Raw genomic sequence first — 16,852 nt, forward strand, 5'->3', positions numbered from 1 at the left:
CCGCGCCGGCACATTCCGCCAAACAAGATCAGGAGCACAAGCATGAAATCCCTCGTATTGATACCGGCGCTGGCCGCAGCCTTTGGCTTGAGCGGCTGCGTGGTGACCCCGCCCACGGTGCGGCCGGCCTATGTGGCCCAGCCTGCCTACGTCGCGCCGCCGGGCGTGGTGTACGTGCAGCCGACCTACGCCTCGCCCGGCCCGGGCTGGGTCTGGGAGTATCACTCTTACTATGGCTGGGGTTGGCATCACCCCCACTACGGCTGGCATCGCGGCTGGCGGTAAGCCCGTCCGTGCGGCATCTGCAGAAACAAAAACAGCGGCCTGGCCGCTGTTTTTATTTCCGTGATGCAATGCTCTGCCAGGTCATCCTGGCTGGCGCAACTCCAGCGTCAGGTGGCGCAGTTCGCCTACGGTGGCGAGTTTTTCACGTAGCTGCGCTTCCTGGATGGCAGGGCCGGCTGACACACTGACGATAGCCGCCCGCGCCGCCGGGCCGATGCGCCAGACATGCAGATCCTCGATCTGCACCGGCTCATCCTTGAGCGCCTGCTCGATGCGCGCCGCCACTTGCGCATCGGTCACATCCAGCAGCACGACCGCACTGGCGCGCAACAGGCTGTAAGACCAGCGTGCAATCACCACCGCGCCGACCACGCCCATGAGCGGGTCCAGCCAGGTCCAGCCGAGGTACAGGCCCGCCAGCAGGGCGGCAATGGCCAGCACGGAGGTGAGCGCATCGGCCACCACGTGCAGATAGGCCGAGCGCAGGTTGTTGTCGTGGCCGCCGTGGTGATGGTCGTGCCCGTGGTCTTCATGCTCATGATGCGCATGCGCAGCCTCATGGGCGTGCCCGTGGTCATGGCCGTGATGCCCCTCCATCAGCAGCAAGGCACTGACGATATTGACGATCAGGCCGACCACCGCAATCGGAATGGCCTCGCCGAAATCCACCGTGCTGGGGCTGGCCAGGCGCCACAGCGACTCGCCGCCGATGCCCACGGCAATCACCGCCAGCACCAGCGCCGAGGCAAAGCCGGCCAGGTCGCCGACCTTGCCGGTGCCGAAGCTGAAACGGCCATCCTGCGCATGGCGACGTGCGAAGACGTAAGCACCGGCCGCAATGGCCAGGGCACCCGTGTGCGTGGCCATATGAAAGCCATCGGCCAGCAGGGCCATGGATCCGGTGAGGGTGCCGACGGCGATTTCCGCCACCATCATCACCGCCGTCAGGGCCACCACCCATAGCGTGCGGCGGGTGTTGCGGTCGTGGTGGGCGCCCAGGTAGATGTGCTCGTGGCGGTAGCTGGCGGGGCTGCTCATGAGAATTTCTCCTGTCTTATTTGGCATAGCGGCGGATCGCTTCGAGGACTTCTTCCAGTCCCTGCTGGCGCGCTTCATCGGTGAGGCCCGGGCGGGCTACGTGTTCGCGGGCGTGCGCTTCGATCAGTTCATCCATCAGGCCATGCACGGCGCCACGGATGGCCGCCGCCAGATGCAAGGTCTTGGCGCAGTCGGCTTGGCCCTCCAGCGCGCGCTCCAGTGCCTGCACCTGGCCGCCGATGCGGCGTACACGCTTGAGCAGGGCATCCGTCTCCCGTGTCAGGTGTGCCATATACCATACCCCCCTATCCTATAAAGCGGCGATTATAACGCGATGCATCGTCAAAGTGGGGAGGTCGCCGGCGCGGAGGGCGGTCAGGGCTCTTGTGCTGTGGCAATATGGCTGTATGAATGTTTGTGTATTCAGTTAGGCGTAAGCTGGCCGCTATAGCCTCTGGACGATGCGGGAAGTATTTTCCGTAAGCAAGCCTGACGCCGAGCAGGTGAACGAAAACGCAAATTTGTGGGAGACAAGAATGGCCAAGATCAATCGGGCAGGCAGCTCTGCACTGGCGGGAGCGGCTGCCGTGCCGTGGGTCGCCGGACTGGTGCTGGGGGCGGCTTCCTCCCTGGCCTTGCATGCCGCAGGAGCGGAGCAATGGCTGAGTGCGCCCGGCAGCAGCGGCGTGGCGGTCCTGCTGGCCCTGGCCGGGTTTGCGCTGGCACAGCGGCGCACACCGGCGCGGGAAGGGCAACTGGTGGACAAGATCAGCGGCGAGATCGATCACATCATGATTGGCGCGGCTGAAACGTCCTTCTTTGTGGACACCATCAAGAACAAGATCAGCAAGGACGTGGTGGCGGCCGACCGCATCGCCGCCAGCGCCGAGCAGAACGCCGCCACCACCGAGCAGATCGCGGCCAATGCCGAGCGTGCCTCGGCCATTGCGGCCGAAGTGCGCACCGAGAGTGTGAGCGGCCGTTCCGAAGTCGACCGTGGCCTGCAGCAGATCGGGCAGGCGCGCACGGACGCCTTGTCGGCCTCGTCGATGATGGCGCAGCTGCAGGAAAAGTCGCGTCGCATCCACGGCATCACCGAAGTCATCAGCGAAATCGCCGCCCGCACCAACCTGCTGGCCCTGAACGCGGCCATCGAAGCGGCGCGCGCGGGTGAGCAGGGGCGCGGCTTTGCGGTGGTGGCAGGGGAGGTGCGCCAGCTGGCCCAGCGCACCAAGGAAGCCACCGACGACATCGGCGTGATGGTGCGCGCCATCACCGAAGAAGCCGAGCGCGCGGCCACGGGCATGAATTCGCTCAGCAGCCGGGTGCTGGAGGCGGCGCAGAACGTGGAAAAGGTGCACGGTCTGTTGAACAGCATCGAACGCTCTGCCAGCCAGTCGCAGGAACAGATCGAGGAAATCGCGGTGGCCTCGCGCGAACATGTGCAGACCACCCAGGAGATCGCCGAGGCCATCACCGACATCCGCAACGGCATGTTGCAGACCGATGGCGAACTGCCGCGCGTGGCGGCCTCTGCCATGGTGCTGTCCGAACGCGCCGAGGCGGTGTTCGAGGCCATCATCGACGGCGGCGCGCGCAGCGGGCACGATGACATCCGGGTCGCCGCCACCAACGCGGCCAAGGCGGTGGGCAAGCTGTTCGAAACCTCGATTGGCTCCGGTCAGATCAGCGAGGCAGCCTTGTTCGACCGGACCTACAAGCCCATTCCCAATACCTCGCCGCAAAAGCATTCAAGCCAGTTCGATAGCTTTACCGACCGGGTGCTGCCGGCCATCCAGGAGGGGCTGCTGGCGGCCATGCCGCAACTGGCCTATGCAGGCGCGGTGGACAACAACGGGTATTTCCCCACCCATAACAAGAAGTTCTCCCAGCCCCTGACGGGCGACTACGACACCGATCTGGTCAACAACCGCACCAAGCGGATCTTCAGCGACCGTACCGGCAAGCGTTGCGGGTCCAATACCAAGCCGTTCCTGTTGCAAACCTACAAACGCGATACCGGCGAGGTGATGCACGACCTGTCGGTGCCGATCTACGTCAACGGCAAGCACTGGGGCGGTTTCCGGGTGGGTTACCGGTCCAGCCACGCACCGGCGCAGGCGTCGGCGCCCACACCTGCGGCCGTGGTCAGCGCAGCTGCGTCGCCGGGGGCGGCACGATTGCCGGGGCGGCCCGTGCGGCGCGGCCTGTGAGGATTTCCAAGATTTGAACGGCCTATGCACGCCAGGCCCGGATTGACTTGTCGCAATAGGGGGGTAAAACCGTTTCATTTCCAAGGCTGATTCGCTTGACCCCGCCTGGCGGCTGATAGATTATGCGCCAAGGGGATGTCCGCCCAGACGGGGCGGACGACAGACAGCAAGCAGCGCCCGGACATGGGCTGCGCCAGGGAAGGAAAGACATTGAAGCCGACGGTACCAGGCAAAGGCGAATCATCCGGCAAGGAGTTCGATTTCAACAGCCGTGATTTCGAGCGTGTGCGTGGCCTGATCTACCAGCGGGCCGGCATTGCGCTGGCCGACAGCAAGCAGGAAATGGTTTACAGCCGCCTGGCGCGGCGCCTGCGGGCCACCGGCATCACTTCTTTCCAGCAATATCTGGACATGCTGGAGCGCACCCACGACTCCGAAGAGTGGGAAGCCTTCACCAATGCACTGACCACCAACCTGACCTCGTTCTTCCGGGAAGCGCACCATTTCCCGATCCTGGCCGATTTCCTCAAGGAGCTGAAGGAGCCCGCCACCATCTGGTGTTCGGCCGCCTCCACCGGGGAAGAACCCTATACCATCGCCATGACCGCCTGCGAAGCCTATGGCTCGCTGACGCCGCCGGTGCAGATCGTGGCCACCGACATCGATACCAACGTCCTGGCCACCGGCGCCAATGGCGTCTATCCCATGGAACGCATCGAGAAGATGTCGCCCGAGCGGGTCAAGAAATTCTTCCTGCGCGGCAAAGGCAGCCATGAAGGCTACGTGCGCGTGCGTCCCGAATTGCGCAAGCTGATCACCTTCAAGCAATTGAATCTGCTGGCCGATGGCTGGCCCATCAGCGGGCAGTTCGACGTGATCTTCTGTCGCAACGTGATGATTTATTTCGATAAACCTACCCAGAGCAAGATCCTGTCCCGATTCGTGCCCTTGATGAAGCCCCACGCCTTGCTGTTCGCCGGCCATTCGGAGAACTTCCTGTATGTCTCCGATGCGCTCAAGCTCAAGGGCAAGACTGTCTATGAACTCAATGCCACGCAGCGCGGCGTAAGGACCAAGCCATGAGCCACGCTGCGGAGCAGATCGCCACCAATCTTTACTACGACCGCACCTTCGATTGCGATGCGGCCAAGATCCTGCCGGGCGAGTTTTACTTCACCACCAAGGACATGATGATCGTCACCGTGCTGGGCTCGTGCGTGTCGGCCTGCATTCGCGATCGCGTCTCCGGCATCGGCGGCATGAACCACTTCATGCTGCCCGACGGTGGCGGCGATGACGGCAGCCCCGTTTCAGCCTCGGCACGCTACGGCACCTATGCCATGGAAGTGCTGATCAACGAGGTGCTCAAGTCGGGCGCGCGGCGCGAGAACCTGGAAGCCAAGGTGTTCGGCGGCGGCAACGTGCTGCGCGGTTTCTCGGCCATCAACGTGGGTGAGCGCAATGCCGAATTCGTGCGCCGCTACCTGAAGGCGGAAAACATCCGCGTGGTGGCCGAAGATCTCAACGATATCTATCCGCGCAAGGTGTATTTCTTCCCGCGCACCGGCAAGGTGCTGGTCAAGAAGCTGAAACAGATGCACAACAACACGCTGGTGGATCGCGAAAAAGCCTACGCCAGCAAGCTGGTCACCAAGCCGGTGGGTGGCGAGGTGGATCTGTTCTGAGAGCGTGTCACCGGCGGCTCCGCCCGTATGGCAGGGCTCCCTGCAACATTGAGTTTGAGTGATTGAGTGATGAAAATTAAAGTTCTTATCGTCGACGATTCGGCACTGATCCGCAGTGTCATGCGCGAGATCATCAGTAACCAGCCGGATATGGAAGTGGTCGGCGTGGCGCCAGATCCGATCATTGCGCGCGAGCTGATCAAGCAGACCAATCCTGATGTACTGACGCTGGATGTGGAAATGCCGCGCATGGATGGCCTGGATTTCCTCGAAAAGCTCATGCGCCTGCGCCCCATGCCGGTGGTGATGGTGTCCTCGCTGACCGAGCGCGGCTCGGAAATCACCCTGCGCGCACTGGAACTGGGTGCGATCGACTTCGTGACCAAGCCCAAGATCTCGATCCAGAGCGGCATGCAGGAATATGCCGACATGATCGCCGACAAGATCCGTGCCGCCGCCAAGGCGCGCGTGCGCGCCCGTCCGTCGAGGTCGGCCGAGCAGGCCGCAGGCCCCAGCGAAGTTTTGCCGCAGATCCGTAATCCGCTGACCAGTAGCGAAAAGCTCATCATCATTGGTGCCTCCACCGGAGGCACCGAGGCCATCAAGGAATTCCTGATCCGCATGCCCTCGGACTGCCCGGGCATCCTGATCACCCAGCACATGCCGGAAGGCTTTACCCGTTCCTTCGCCCAGCGCCTCAACAACCTGTGCAAAATCTCGGTGGTGGAGTCGGCCGGCAACGAGCGCGTGCTGCCGGGCCATGCCTATATCGCCCCCGGCCATTCGCACCTTCGGCTGGTGCGCAGCGGCGCCAACTACATGACCCAGCTCGACCAGGGACCGCCGGTGAACCGTCATCGTCCCTCGGTGGACGTGCTGTTCCAGTCGGCCGCCACCTGTGCCGGCAAGAACGCGGTGGGCGTGATCCTGACCGGCATGGGCAAGGATGGCGCCCAGGGCATGCTGGACATGCGCAATGCCGGTGCCTACAACTTTGCGCAGGATGAAGCATCGTGCGTGGTCTTCGGCATGCCCCGCGAAGCCATCGCCATCGGAGCGGCGCATGAAGTCTTGTCCCTGCAAGCCATGCCGGGCAGGGTGCTGGCGTGGCTGGCAGAACACGGAAGCCGCGCATTGCGCGTCTGAAGCGGATTTCAGCGCTTATTGTTCTGTCAGTTTCGTTTTGCTGCACTACAATGCGTTGCAGATGAGGGGCAGCATGGGCCACCAGCCCATGCTGGAGTCATAAAAGGGGTATCGGTTCAAGTTGTCACGCGCACTGGCCGATAACCAAGAATTCAATTGTTCAGATGGAGTCTTAGCATGTCGGGTCCCAATACCAAGTTCTTAGTCGTCGATGATTTCTCGACCATGCGCCGTATCGTGCGCAACCTGCTCAAGGAATTGGGCTATACCAACGTGGATGAGGCCGAAGATGGCATCCAGGCGTTGCAGAAGCTGCGCAGCGACCAGTTCGACTTCGTGGTGTCCGACTGGAACATGCCCAATATGGATGGCTTGACCATGCTGCAGGAAATCCGCAAGGATCCGGCCTTGTCCAAGCTGCCGGTGCTGATGGTCACGGCCGAAGCCAAGAAGGAAAACATCGTCGCCGCCGCCCAGGCCGGTGCCAACGGTTACGTGGTCAAGCCCTTCACCGCGGCGACGCTGGATGAGAAGCTGGGCAAGATCTTCGAAAAAATGGCCGCAGGTGGCTGAGGTGGACAGCGCCCCCAATTCCGCTCGTACCCCGTCGGCCGAAGGCACCGCGGTCAGCGACGAGGTGCTCGTCCGCATCGGCCACATGACGCGCAACCTGCACGACAGCTTGCGCGGGCTGGGGTTTGACCGGCTGCTGGAAAGAGCCGCCAGCGACATGCCGGATGCCCGCGACCGGCTGGAATATGTGGCGCGCATGACCGAGCAGGCCGCCCAGCGCGTGCTCAATGCCACCGAGCTGGCCAGCCCGCTGCAGGAACGCATCAATGATGGCGCCAACGCGCTCAAGGCCGAGTGGGATGCCGCTGCCACCGGCAGTTTCGCCGAGGCCGACTATCGGGCCCTGGCGGCCAAAACCTCCGCCTTCCTGGCGCAGACCAGCGAAGACAGCAGCGTAACCAAGCAGCAGCTGCTGGACATCATGATGGCCCAGGACTTCCAGGACCTGACCGGCCAGGTCATCAAGCGCGTCACCAAGCTGGCGCACGACCTGGAGTCGCAACTGGTGCAATTGCTGGTGGACTACTCGCCGTCGGACGTCAAGCGCGAAGATACCGGCCTGCTCAACGGTCCGCAGATCGATCCGACCGGCAAGGACGTCATCGCCGACCAGGGGCAGGTGGACGACCTGCTGGAGAGTCTGGGCTTCTGACGACGACCCTCCGGTCATCTTCTTGTCCTCGTAAAACGCTTCCGAGCTTGCCAATCCGGCAACTCCGAAGCGTTTTGTTTTGACATGGCCGGCAGGCGCGTCAGCGCCTGACTTCCAGGTCGGGGCAGGTGGCCGCAAGTGCCCGTCCAGCTTGACTTTCTTCACATGTTGCAGGTTCGATACGAAGCGTTTTGTCACAGGCAGACCCTTGCGGTTTTGCCTAGTCCGAAATGGGGGACCTTTTCGCCCCTATTCCCCTGATGATCCGGGCGGCCGCTCGCCAATAATCCTACCCTATTGTTCTAGAAATCCGTCCAGTGCTATGGGTGCCGGACGGGCAGAGGTTTAGCAGGGGGATACGGCGGATGGCCGAAGACAGCGATATGGAGCGGACCGAACCCGCCACGGGCAAACGCATTGAGCGTGCCCGTGAGCAGGGGGATGTGCCGCGTTCGCGCGAATTGGCCACCACCTTGATGCTGCTGGTTGGCGGCAGTTGCGTCTGGCTCTTCAGCGGTCCGGTGGTGACCAGCCTGGACCGCGTGCTGGTGGCCACCATGAGCTTCGAGCGGGCCGCTGCCTTCGACCCGGTGGTGATGTTCAACATGCTCAGCGCCCACCTGATGGATGTGGCCGTGTCGCTGATCCCGATTGCCTTCCTGATGACCCTGGCCGCCATGGCGGCGCCGCTGGCGCTGGGGGGCTGGCTGTTCAACGTCGAGTCGCTGGCGCCCAAGTTCAGCAAGCTCAACCCCATCAGCGGTTTTGCGAACATGTTTTCGGTCAATTCGCTGGTCGAACTGGTCAAGTCCGTGCTCAAGACCCTGCTGGTCGGTACCGTGGCCTGGGTGGCCATTCGCGGCCAGATCGATGCGGTCATGGGCCTGGGCGTGGAGTCGCTCAAGACCGCCGGTGCGCACTCGGCCCACCTGCTGTGGATCAGCTTCATCACCATGGTCTCGGCGCTGATCTTCATTGCCGCGCTGGACGTGCCTTACCAGCTCTGGAATTATGGCCGCAAGCTGCGCATGACGCGCGAAGAGGTCAAGCAGGAACACAAGGAATCCGAAGGCGACCCGCACATCAAGGGCAAGATCCGCGCAATGCAGCGCGCCATGGCGCGTCGCCGCATGATGGCCGAAGTGCCCACCGCCGACGTGGTGGTGACCAACCCGACCCACTATGCCGTGGCCCTGAAGTACACCGAAGGCAAGATGGGCGCGCCCAAGGTGGTGGCCAAGGGCGCCGACGACATCGCCGCCAAGATCCGCGAACTGGCCCGCGAGCACAAGGTGCCGCTGCTGGAAGCGCCGCCGCTGGCGCGTGCGCTGCACGCCCATACCGAGATCGGCGACGAAATCCCCGAAGCGCTCTACACCGCTGTGGCCGAGGTATTGGCCTACGTGTTCCAGTTGCGCACCTATGGCCAGTTCGGCGGCAACCGCCCGGTGCAGCCCACCGATCTGAACGTGCCCAAGGAACTGGATCCGGCCACCGCACCCAAGAAACCCCGCGGGCCCAAGAATAGAAGCAGGCAGTAACCATGGCGACCAAACTCAATACCATGAAAATCCCGGCCTGGGTGCCGGTCAAGAGCGGCAGGGCGATGGCGGCCCCGATCCTCATCATCATGATGCTGGCGATGATGGTGCTGCCGCTGCCGGCCTTCATGCTGGATCTGCTGTTCAGCTTCAACATCTCGCTGTCGGTGATCGTGCTGATGACCGCCCTTTATACGGTCAAGCCGCTGGACTTCATCGCCTTCCCGGCGGTGCTGCTGGTATCGACCATGCTGCGCCTGTCGTTGAACGTGGCCTCTACCCGTATCGTGCTGACCGAAGGTCATACCGGTCCCGATGCCGCCGGCAAGGTGATCGAGGCCTTCGGCCACTTCCTGATCGGCGGCAACTACACGGTCGGTATCGTGGTGTTCGTGATCCTGACCATCATCAACTTCATGGTGGTGACCAAGGGTGCCGGCCGTATCGCCGAAGTGGGTGCGCGTTTCACCCTGGACGCCATGCCCGGCAAGCAGATGGCCATCGATGCCGACCTCAACGCCGGCCTCATCGGTGAGCCCGAAGCCCGCGCCCGCCGCAAGGAAGTGGCGCAGGAGTCGGAGTTCTACGGCGCCATGGACGGTGCCTCCAAGTATGTGCGCGGCGACGCCGTGGCCGGCATCATCGTGACCGTGGTCAACATCGTCGGCGGTCTGGTGGTGGGCATGGTGCAGCACGACCTGGCCTTCGATGCGGCCCTCAAGAACTACACCCTGCTGGCCATCGGTGACGGCCTGGTGGCGCAGATTCCTTCGCTGATCATCTCGACGGCCGCCGGTGTGGTCGTCTCGCGCGTGGCCAACGACCAGGACGTGGGCGGCCAGCTGATCAACCAGCTGTTCGCCAAGCCGGAAGTGCTCTACATCACCGCCGTCATCATCGGCGGGATGGGCCTGATCCCCGGCATGCCGCACATTGCCTTCCTCCTGCTGGCAGCCGCCATGGGTGGTGGCGCCTATGCCATCAGCAAGCGCGTCGAAAAGACCAAGGCCACGGCGGCTGCGGCCACCCCGCAGGCCGCCGCCGCAGCAGCAGCGCCTTCCGAGGCGGAAGAAGCCACCTGGAACGACGTCATGCCGGTCGATACCCTGGGCCTGGAAGTGGGCTACCGGCTCATCCCGCTGGTGGACAAGGGGCAGGGCGGCGAACTGCTCAAGCGCATCAAGGGCATTCGCAAGAAGTTTGCCCAGGAAGTGGGTTTCCTGTCGCCGCCCATCCATATCCGCGACAACCTGGAACTGAAGCCCTCGGCCTACCGCATCACCCTGAAGGGCGTGGAAGTGGGCAATGGCGAAGCCCATGCCGGCCAGTACCTGGCCATCAATCCGGGCATGGTGACCGGTCCGCTGCCGGGCATGATGACCTCGGACCCGGCCTTCGGCCTGCCGGCCGTGTGGATCGACAGCAGCCTGCGCGAACAGGCTTCCACCATGGGGTATACCGTGGTCGATGCCGGCACCGTGGTGGCCACGCACCTCAATCACCTCATCACCACCCATGCGGCCGAGCTGCTGGGTCGCCAGGAAGTGCAGAGCCTGCTGGACCACCTGGCCAAGGAAGCGCCCAAGCTGGTGGAAGACCTGGTGCCCAAGATGCTGCCGCTGGGTACCCTGCAGAAGGTGTTGCAAAACCTCCTGCTGGAGGGCGTGCATATCCGCGATATGCGCACTATCATCGAAACATTGGCCGAACATGCTGCCCGCATTCAGGATCCGACCGACTTGACGGCGATTGTCCGCATTGCGCTGGGTCGTGCCATCGTGCAACAGATTTTCCCGGGCGAGAGCGAGCTGGCCGTCATGGCGCTCGATTCCAAGCTCGAACGCCTGCTCATGCAGGCACTGCAGGCCAGCGGCGAGAGCGGCGGCATCGAGCCGGGCCTGGCCGATTCGCTGGTGCAGCAGACCGAGATGGCGGCGCAGCGCCAGGAACAGATGGGCCTGTCGCCCGTGCTGCTGGTCGGCGCACCGCTGCGGACCTTGCTGGCGCGCTTCCTGCGCCGTGCCATGCCGCAGTTGCGCGTGCTGTCGCACGCTGAAGTACCCGAGTCGAAAACGATTAAAGTTACCAGCCTAGTTGGAGGGCAAGCATGAACGTCAAGAAATTTATCGCCAATTCTTCTCGCGAGGCCTGGCGCCAGGTTCGCGAGGCGCTTGGGCCGGATGCCGTCATTCTCTCCAACCGCAACATTCCCGACGGGGTGGAGATCCTGGCCATGGCCAATGAGGATATGACCACCCTGGTGGCGCCCACCGGAGCACGCGACCCGAACGGGCGTGCCCAGAGCGGCCAGTCCGGCGCGCCGGGCCCGCAGCCGTCCAGGCGTCCGGCGCTGCTGTCCTCGCCGCTGGCGCAGCAGCAGCCCCGCGCCGCGCAAGCTGCGCACCCCGACTCCGTGCCGCTGCTGGACCAGCCCGCCCATGGTCGTGCTCCGGTGCGTGCGGCCGACGCTGCGCCAGCCGGCGACGCCCGAGTCTGGCGCAGCCGCCGCACCGAGCAGGCTGCCGGTCGCCCGGCCGCCTCCGGCCGGCCTGCGCAAGAGTCTGGCGAGCAGGAGCTGCGCCCGCGTTCGGCCCTGCCCGAATTCGATGGCAAGGATTACGACGAGATCCTCTCCGAAGTCATGAGCGAGATCCGCTCCATGCGCGGCGTACTGGAAACCCAACTGGCCGAGATTTCCTGGGGTGGCACGCAAAAGCGTGATCCGCTCAAGGGCGTGGTTTTGAAGGAAATGCTGGCGGCCGGTTTCTCGGCCAGCCTGTCGCGACTGATTACCGAAAACCTGCCTGCCAATTCCAAGTCGCAGGACATCATGTTCTGGGTCAAGTCGGTCCTGGCGCGCAACCTCAACACCCTGGCCAACGAAAACGAGTTGCTGGAAAACGGCGGTGTCTTCGCCCTGGTCGGCCCCACCGGTGTGGGCAAGACCACCACCACCGCCAAGCTGGCAGCGCGCTGCGTGATGCGCCACGGCTCCGGCAAGCTGGCCCTGATCACCACCGACGGCTACCGCATCGGCGGATATGAACAATTGCGCATCTACGGCAAGATCCTTGGGGTGATGGTGCATTCGGTCAAGGACGAGACCGACCTGCGCATCGCCCTGGAAGAGTTGAAGGGCAAGCACACCGTGCTGATCGACACGGCCGGCGTGGGCCAGCGCGACCAGATGGTGGCCGAGCAGGACGCCATGCTGGCCGGTGCCGGCGTAGACATCAAGCGCCTGCTGTGCCTGAACGCCACCGCCACCGGCGGCACCTTGAACGAAGTGGTGCATGCCTATTCCAGTTCCGGCCTGGCCGGCTGCATCATCACCAAGCTGGACGAAGCCGCCACCATCGGCAACGTGCTGGACGTGGTAATCCGCCACAAGCTCAACCTGCATTACGTGGCCAACGGCCAGCGCGTGCCCGAAGACCTGCACGTGGCCAACAAGCTCTACCTGGCTGACCGCGCCTTCAAGCAGAAGCGCGAAACCGCCCCCTTCGAATTCCAGGAGGGTGAGTTACCGGGGGTCATCGGGCCCACCGCCATGTCCATGAATGACCGCGGACTGCGTGAGGTGAGCTTTGGCTAGTTACGATATCGACCAGGCAGCAGGTCTGCGCCGGATGCTGGAGCGTCCGGTGCCCAGGCTCTTTACTTTCTTTTCGGTGCTGGGCGAGGAAGAGAAGAGTGCCATGCTCATCAATCTGGCAGCGTCTCTGTCGCAGGCCAAGCACAGCGTGCTGGTGGTGGATGGCGATGTGGCCAGCACGGGTCTGTTGACCCGGATCGGCCTGCGTCACGATGTGGCCACCCTGCAGGAAGTGGCCCGCATGGAACGCCCCCTGACCGAAGCCAAACGGCTGTTGCCGGAGGGTTTTTCGATGGCGCGCATCGCCCGCCGCAGCGTGCCTTCGGCGACCGATCCCCATGCGGGACGGCTGGCCGAGATATTCGACACCCTCATCGAGCAGGCCGAGATCACCCTGGTCAATGGCGTGCTGGCAAGCGACCTGTCGCTGCCGGTGCCGACCATGGAGATGGGCGAGATCGTGATCCAGGTGTCGACCACGGCGTCCTCGATCAAATCGGCCTATGCGCTCCTGAAGAGCCTGAGCGACCGCATCGGCCGCCGTCCCTTCAGTCTCATCGTCAACGATGCCACCGAGGCCGAAGCCCGGACCGTCTACGCCAACATGGCCCAGGCCGCCAGCCGCTACCTGGCTGCGCAGTTGAATTTCATGGGGGCGATTCCGGCCGATGATCATATTCGCCGCGCCACCGGCCAGGGCCGCGCGGTGCGCGACGTCTTCCCCTTTGCCGGGGCGGCGCTGGCGTTCCAGCGCTTGTCCAAGCGCTTCGCCGCGGGTTCGGATGCGGCCCGCAGTACGTATGGCATGGCCACCGACGGTGCCAGCCTGGGAGTGTGACGTGCATGTATAACGTCAAGGGAAAGAAGGGCAAGAACGACGTGCTGGAGCAGCATGCGCCGCTGGTCAAGAAGCTGGCGCATCAGCTCAAGGCCAAGCTGCCCCCTAGCGTAGAGGTGGACGACCTGATCCAGGCCGGCATGATGGGCCTGCTCGACGCCGTGAACCGCTACGAGGAAACCCACGGCGCCCAGTTCGAGACCTATGCGGTGCAGCGCATCCGCGGCGCCATGCTGGATGAGCTGCGCAGCAGCGACTGGCTGCCGCGCAGCATCCGCCAGAACGCCCGCAAGGTCGAAGAGGCCATGCAGACCCTGCTGCAGCAACTGGGCCGCCAGCCCCAGGAGGCGGAGGTAGCGCAGCACATGAAGATCAGCCTGGCCGATTACCAGGCGCTGTTGACCGACTGCGGCGGCCATCAGCTCATCTATTACGAGGATTTCCACGACGAGGACGGCGGTCATGAGCATTTCCTGGATCGTTACCAGGCCGGGGAGAGCGATGACGATCCCTTGCAGAGCCTGATCGATGGCGGTTTCCGCGAAGCCGTGGTGGATTCCATCAAGGCCTTGCCCGAGCGCGAGCAGATCCTGATGGCCCTGTACTACGAGCAGGAAATGAACCTGAAGGAAATCGGCGCGGTCATGGGCGTCTCCGAGTCGCGCGTGTGCCAGTTGCACAGCCAGGCCATTTCGCGCATGCGCTCGTATCTGCGCGAGCATTCCTGGAGCGGGGTGGCCTGAGGGGACTGCCGCCGCAAGACCGCGCAACCCGATGCGCCAACGAAAAAGCCCGGCAATGCCGGGCTCAGATTGATGACAAAGCCCTGGCGAGAGCCAAGGCTTTGTTGTTTAATCGGTCATGCTCAAAAAACCGACAGCCGCCCAGCACGAGTTAGAGATGGTGACCATCGAGATGCTCGTGCCCAAGGACCACCTGCTGCGCAAGATCGACGCGGCGGTGGATTTCGAGTTCATCCGCGAGAAGGTGGCGCATCTGTATTGCGCCGACAATGGCCGCCCGGCACTGGACCCGGTGGTACTCTTCAAGCTCTTGTTCATCGGCTACCTCTTCGGTATCCGCAGCGAGCGCCAGCTCATCCGCGAGGTCCAGGTCAACGTGGCCTATCGCTGGTTTGCCGGATTCCGTCTGACCGACAAGGTGCCGGACTCCTCCACCTTCTCCCAGAACCGGCGCCGCCGCTTCATTGATACCACCGTCTATCAAGACATCTTCGACGAGATCGTGCGCCAGGCCATTGGACGCGGCATGGTCGATGGCCGTGTGCTCTACAGCGACAGCACCCACCTCAAGGCCAACGCCAACAAGAACAAGTTCGACTACGTTCAAGTTGCCCAGACACCCTCGGCCTATCTGGCCGAACTGGATGCGGCTGTGGATATCGACCGTGCCGAGCATGGCAAGAAGCCGCTCAAACGTGACGATGATGATGAGCCGCCCACCAAAGAGATCAAGGTTAGTCGCACCGATCCCGAGAGCGGCTACATGGTGCGCGACGACAAGCCCAAGGGCTTCTTCTACCTGGATCACCGCACCGTCGATGCCAAGCATTGCATCATTACCGATACCCATGTCACGCCCGCCTCAGTCCATGACAGTCAACCTTATCTGGCACGCCTGGATCGTCAGCGCCAGACGTTCGGATTTGATGTACAGGCCGTTGGCCTGGATGCTGGCTATTTCACACCGGCCGTCTGCCAGGGACTGGAGAATCGCGAGATCAGCGGCGTGATGGGCTACCGCACACCCAACCACAAGCCGGGGACATTCTTTAAACGGGCGTATGAGTACGATGCCTACCGTGACGAATACATCTGCCCGCAGGGCCAGTCCTTGCACTACAGCACCACCAATCGGCAGGGGTATCGGGAATACAAATCCAAGCCTGAACAATGCCGGGGCTGCAAGGTACGCGAGCAATGCACCAATAGCGCCAATGCGGTCAAGGTGGTGACGCGCCATGTGTGGGAGCGTTCCAAGGAGAAGGTGGATGATCGGCGTCGTACCGAATGGGGCAAGCGCATCTATGCCCGACGCAAGGAAACGGTAGAACGCAGCTTCGCCGACGCCAAGCAATTGCACGGACATCGCTATGCCCGCATGCGCGGCTTGCGCAAGGTCGCCGAGCAGTGCTTGTTGGCGGCGGCGGCCCAGAACATGAAGAAGATTGCCCTGCTGGTGGCGCGCTTGCGCGCGCTTTTACCGGGCTTGAACGCCTATGCCAGCGTACAAAAGTGGCTACAGAGAAAAATGAGCGCATTGCTTGGCTTCTGCGCCATCGACCATCTGCAAATTACCTGCGCCTGAAAAACAAAACCCCGTGTTCGAAAACACGGGGTTCGTCATCAACCTGAGCCCGGCAATGCCGGGCTTTTTGCTGGGTCCGCCGAGCTGGCAGGGCGACTTACACGACGCCCAGCCTGCGGCCGGAGGAGCGGATGCTGTTCTGGCCGTCCGGCCCGTAGAAATTGCCGGTGCCGGTCTTGCCTTGCAGGATGGTCAGCGCGCTCTGGTTGATGGAGAGCTTCTTGCCGATCAGCAGGCCGTTGACGCGGTTCAGTTCCTTGGCATCCTGCGCCAGTTCGAACAGGCTGGCCCAGATCTCGCGATCGGCTTCGCTGGCCTGTTCATTCATCCACGCCTGCATGCCGCTCTCATCGGCGCTGTAGCCCAGGCTGCCCAGCAGGGCATGGCGGTTGCCGGCCAGGGTGGACATCTCGGCGACGATGGCGGCTTTTTCGGAAATGATGTCGGTCAGGCCTTCGGCCGTGGCTTCGGCCAGCAGCGCCTGTTCCTGGTTCAGTTTTTCCACCAGGCGCGACAGGGCGGCGTGTTCCAGAGAGAGTTTGCTGGCCGGGTTCATGCGAGGCGATCCTGTAGACGGATGGCAATCAAGCCTGGCGGGCGTTGATGAGGTTCTGGGCGGTATTGATCACGCCATTGGCGATCTTGTCCGGGTTGATCTGGAAGGTGCCGTTGGCGATGGCCGCCTTGATGTCGGCCACTTTCTGAGCGTCAAAGCTGGAGCTGCTGTTGCTGCCGTTGACGTCCAGCGCCTGATAGGTGCTGGACAGGCGCACGCTGTCCGAAGCGGCGGGCGCGGCACCTGCCCCATTGCCTGCAGCGGTCCCGGCAGGAGTATTGGTGCGAGCCTGCGTCTGCTCGGTGTTGAGGGTCGTGGATTTGAGTGCGTCGTTAACGTTCACGGCAGTATTCCTTGTAGGGTGGGGGCGCTGCGCACCCGCCTGTCGTATGGATTATCGAC

Annotated in this window: 17 protein-coding genes; 13 read left to right on the forward strand and 4 right to left on the reverse strand. The window is 63.2% G+C overall.

All coding sequences use genetic code 11. The features are described 5' to 3' along the window. The first annotated feature begins 42 nt into the window (after nt 1-42). Entirely contained in the window at nt 43-285 is a 243-nt protein-coding gene (locus AACH55_RS09895) for a hypothetical protein (RefSeq protein ID WP_338719238.1), read from the forward strand. 81 nt (nt 286-366) lie between these two features. On the opposite strand, the gene dmeF is transcribed toward AACH55_RS09895, so the two are convergent. Both dmeF and AACH55_RS09905 read right to left on the reverse strand, forming a co-directional pair. Beyond that, nucleotides 367-1,323: a CDF family Co(II)/Ni(II) efflux transporter DmeF gene (dmeF, locus tag AACH55_RS09900; protein WP_338719239.1), complete on the reverse strand. Its 957-nt coding sequence runs from the start codon at nt 1,321-1,323 to the stop codon at nt 367-369. Between the two features lie 16 nt (nt 1,324-1,339). Further along, nucleotides 1,340-1,615, reverse strand: a complete 276-nt coding sequence (locus AACH55_RS09905) for a metal/formaldehyde-sensitive transcriptional repressor (protein WP_338719240.1) — start codon at nt 1,613-1,615, stop codon at nt 1,340-1,342. Nucleotides 1,616-1,859: 244 nt separating this feature from the next. On the opposite strand from AACH55_RS09905, the gene AACH55_RS09910 reads away from it, so the two are divergent. From AACH55_RS09910 to AACH55_RS09965, 12 genes are all read left to right on the forward strand, one after another. After that, entirely contained in the window at nt 1,860-3,536 is a 1,677-nt protein-coding gene (locus AACH55_RS09910; RefSeq protein ID WP_338719241.1) for a methyl-accepting chemotaxis protein, read from the forward strand. A 210-nt stretch (nt 3,537-3,746) separates the two neighbouring features. Further along, nucleotides 3,747-4,619, forward strand: coding sequence for a CheR family methyltransferase (locus tag AACH55_RS09915; RefSeq protein ID WP_338719242.1), 873 nt, complete (start codon nt 3,747-3,749; stop codon nt 4,617-4,619). Beyond that, nucleotides 4,616-5,221, forward strand: a complete 606-nt coding sequence (cheD, locus tag AACH55_RS09920; RefSeq protein ID WP_338719243.1) for a chemoreceptor glutamine deamidase CheD — start codon at nt 4,616-4,618, stop codon at nt 5,219-5,221. The genes AACH55_RS09915 and cheD overlap by 4 nt, the downstream gene beginning before the upstream one ends. Before the next feature lie 69 nt (nt 5,222-5,290). Next, nucleotides 5,291-6,367 (forward strand): chemotaxis response regulator protein-glutamate methylesterase, encoded by a 1,077-nt coding sequence (locus AACH55_RS09925; protein ID WP_338719244.1) that lies wholly within the window; start codon nt 5,291-5,293, stop codon nt 6,365-6,367. Nucleotides 6,368-6,544: 177 nt separating this feature from the next. Continuing rightward, on the forward strand, nt 6,545-6,940 hold the full coding sequence (cheY, locus tag AACH55_RS09930) for a chemotaxis response regulator CheY (protein ID WP_338719245.1): 396 nt from the start codon (nt 6,545-6,547) through the stop codon (nt 6,938-6,940). Beyond that, entirely contained in the window at nt 6,933-7,592 is a 660-nt protein-coding gene (cheZ, locus tag AACH55_RS09935; protein ID WP_338719246.1) for a protein phosphatase CheZ, read from the forward strand. Before cheY ends, cheZ begins: the two co-directional genes overlap by 8 nt. Before the next feature lie 365 nt (nt 7,593-7,957). Then, on the forward strand, nt 7,958-9,133 hold the full coding sequence (gene flhB / locus AACH55_RS09940) for a flagellar biosynthesis protein FlhB (protein WP_338719247.1): 1,176 nt from the start codon (nt 7,958-7,960) through the stop codon (nt 9,131-9,133). A gap of 2 nt (nt 9,134-9,135) precedes the next feature. Further along, on the forward strand, nt 9,136-11,244 hold the full coding sequence (gene flhA, locus AACH55_RS09945; RefSeq protein ID WP_338719248.1) for a flagellar biosynthesis protein FlhA: 2,109 nt from the start codon (nt 9,136-9,138) through the stop codon (nt 11,242-11,244). Continuing rightward, nucleotides 11,241-12,728, forward strand: coding sequence for a flagellar biosynthesis protein FlhF (flhF, locus tag AACH55_RS09950; RefSeq protein ID WP_338719249.1), 1,488 nt, complete (start codon nt 11,241-11,243; stop codon nt 12,726-12,728). The genes flhA and flhF overlap by 4 nt, the downstream gene beginning before the upstream one ends. A 34-nt stretch (nt 12,729-12,762) precedes the next feature. Next, on the forward strand, nt 12,763-13,566 hold the full coding sequence (locus tag AACH55_RS09955) for an antiactivator of flagellar biosynthesis FleN protein (RefSeq protein ID WP_338720246.1): 804 nt from the start codon (nt 12,763-12,765) through the stop codon (nt 13,564-13,566). A 5-nt stretch (nt 13,567-13,571) separates the two neighbouring features. After that, nucleotides 13,572-14,309 (forward strand): RNA polymerase sigma factor FliA, encoded by a 738-nt coding sequence (locus tag AACH55_RS09960; protein WP_338719250.1) that lies wholly within the window; start codon nt 13,572-13,574, stop codon nt 14,307-14,309. A gap of 118 nt (nt 14,310-14,427) precedes the next feature. Next, complete coding sequence (locus AACH55_RS09965) at nt 14,428-15,894, forward strand: IS1182 family transposase (protein ID WP_338714814.1); 1,467 nt, start codon at nt 14,428-14,430, stop codon at nt 15,892-15,894. A gap of 97 nt (nt 15,895-15,991) precedes the next feature. Here the strand turns inward: AACH55_RS09965 and AACH55_RS09970 are convergent, their stop codons facing one another. Both AACH55_RS09970 and flgM read right to left on the reverse strand, forming a co-directional pair. Continuing rightward, complete coding sequence (locus AACH55_RS09970) at nt 15,992-16,450, reverse strand: flagellar protein FlgN (RefSeq protein WP_338719251.1); 459 nt, start codon at nt 16,448-16,450, stop codon at nt 15,992-15,994. 28 nt (nt 16,451-16,478) lie between these two features. Further along, nucleotides 16,479-16,793 (reverse strand): flagellar biosynthesis anti-sigma factor FlgM, encoded by a 315-nt coding sequence (flgM, locus tag AACH55_RS09975; RefSeq protein WP_338719252.1) that lies wholly within the window; start codon nt 16,791-16,793, stop codon nt 16,479-16,481. Nucleotides 16,794-16,852: the final 59 nt, after the last annotated feature.

The sequence above is a fragment of the Herbaspirillum sp. DW155 genome (assembly GCF_037076565.1).
Classification (GTDB): Bacteria; Pseudomonadota; Gammaproteobacteria; order Burkholderiales; family Burkholderiaceae_D; genus Herbaspirillum.

What these genes read in the sequence shown, in the direction of transcription:
- AACH55_RS09895 (WP_338719238.1), top strand. Translation starts at nt 43, where the DNA reads ATGAAATCCCTCGTATTGATACCGGCGCTGGCCGCAGCCTTTGGCTTG.
- dmeF (WP_338719239.1), bottom strand. Translation starts at nt 1,323, where the DNA reads ATGAGCAGCCCCGCCAGCTACCGCCACGAGCACATCTACCTGGGCGCC.
- AACH55_RS09905 (WP_338719240.1), bottom strand. Translation starts at nt 1,615, where the DNA reads ATGGCACACCTGACACGGGAGACGGATGCCCTGCTCAAGCGTGTACGC.
- AACH55_RS09910 (WP_338719241.1), top strand. Translation starts at nt 1,860, where the DNA reads ATGGCCAAGATCAATCGGGCAGGCAGCTCTGCACTGGCGGGAGCGGCT.
- cheD (WP_338719243.1), top strand. Translation starts at nt 4,616, where the DNA reads ATGAGCCACGCTGCGGAGCAGATCGCCACCAATCTTTACTACGACCGC.
- AACH55_RS09925 (WP_338719244.1), top strand. Translation starts at nt 5,291, where the DNA reads ATGAAAATTAAAGTTCTTATCGTCGACGATTCGGCACTGATCCGCAGT.
- cheY (WP_338719245.1), top strand. Translation starts at nt 6,545, where the DNA reads ATGTCGGGTCCCAATACCAAGTTCTTAGTCGTCGATGATTTCTCGACC.
- flhB (WP_338719247.1), top strand. Translation starts at nt 7,958, where the DNA reads ATGGCCGAAGACAGCGATATGGAGCGGACCGAACCCGCCACGGGCAAA.
- flhA (WP_338719248.1), top strand. Translation starts at nt 9,136, where the DNA reads ATGGCGACCAAACTCAATACCATGAAAATCCCGGCCTGGGTGCCGGTC.
- flhF (WP_338719249.1), top strand. Translation starts at nt 11,241, where the DNA reads ATGAACGTCAAGAAATTTATCGCCAATTCTTCTCGCGAGGCCTGGCGC.
- AACH55_RS09955 (WP_338720246.1), top strand. Translation starts at nt 12,763, where the DNA reads ATGCTGGAGCGTCCGGTGCCCAGGCTCTTTACTTTCTTTTCGGTGCTG.
- AACH55_RS09960 (WP_338719250.1), top strand. Translation starts at nt 13,572, where the DNA reads ATGTATAACGTCAAGGGAAAGAAGGGCAAGAACGACGTGCTGGAGCAG.
- AACH55_RS09965 (WP_338714814.1), top strand. Translation starts at nt 14,428, where the DNA reads ATGCTCAAAAAACCGACAGCCGCCCAGCACGAGTTAGAGATGGTGACC.
- AACH55_RS09970 (WP_338719251.1), bottom strand. Translation starts at nt 16,450, where the DNA reads ATGAACCCGGCCAGCAAACTCTCTCTGGAACACGCCGCCCTGTCGCGC.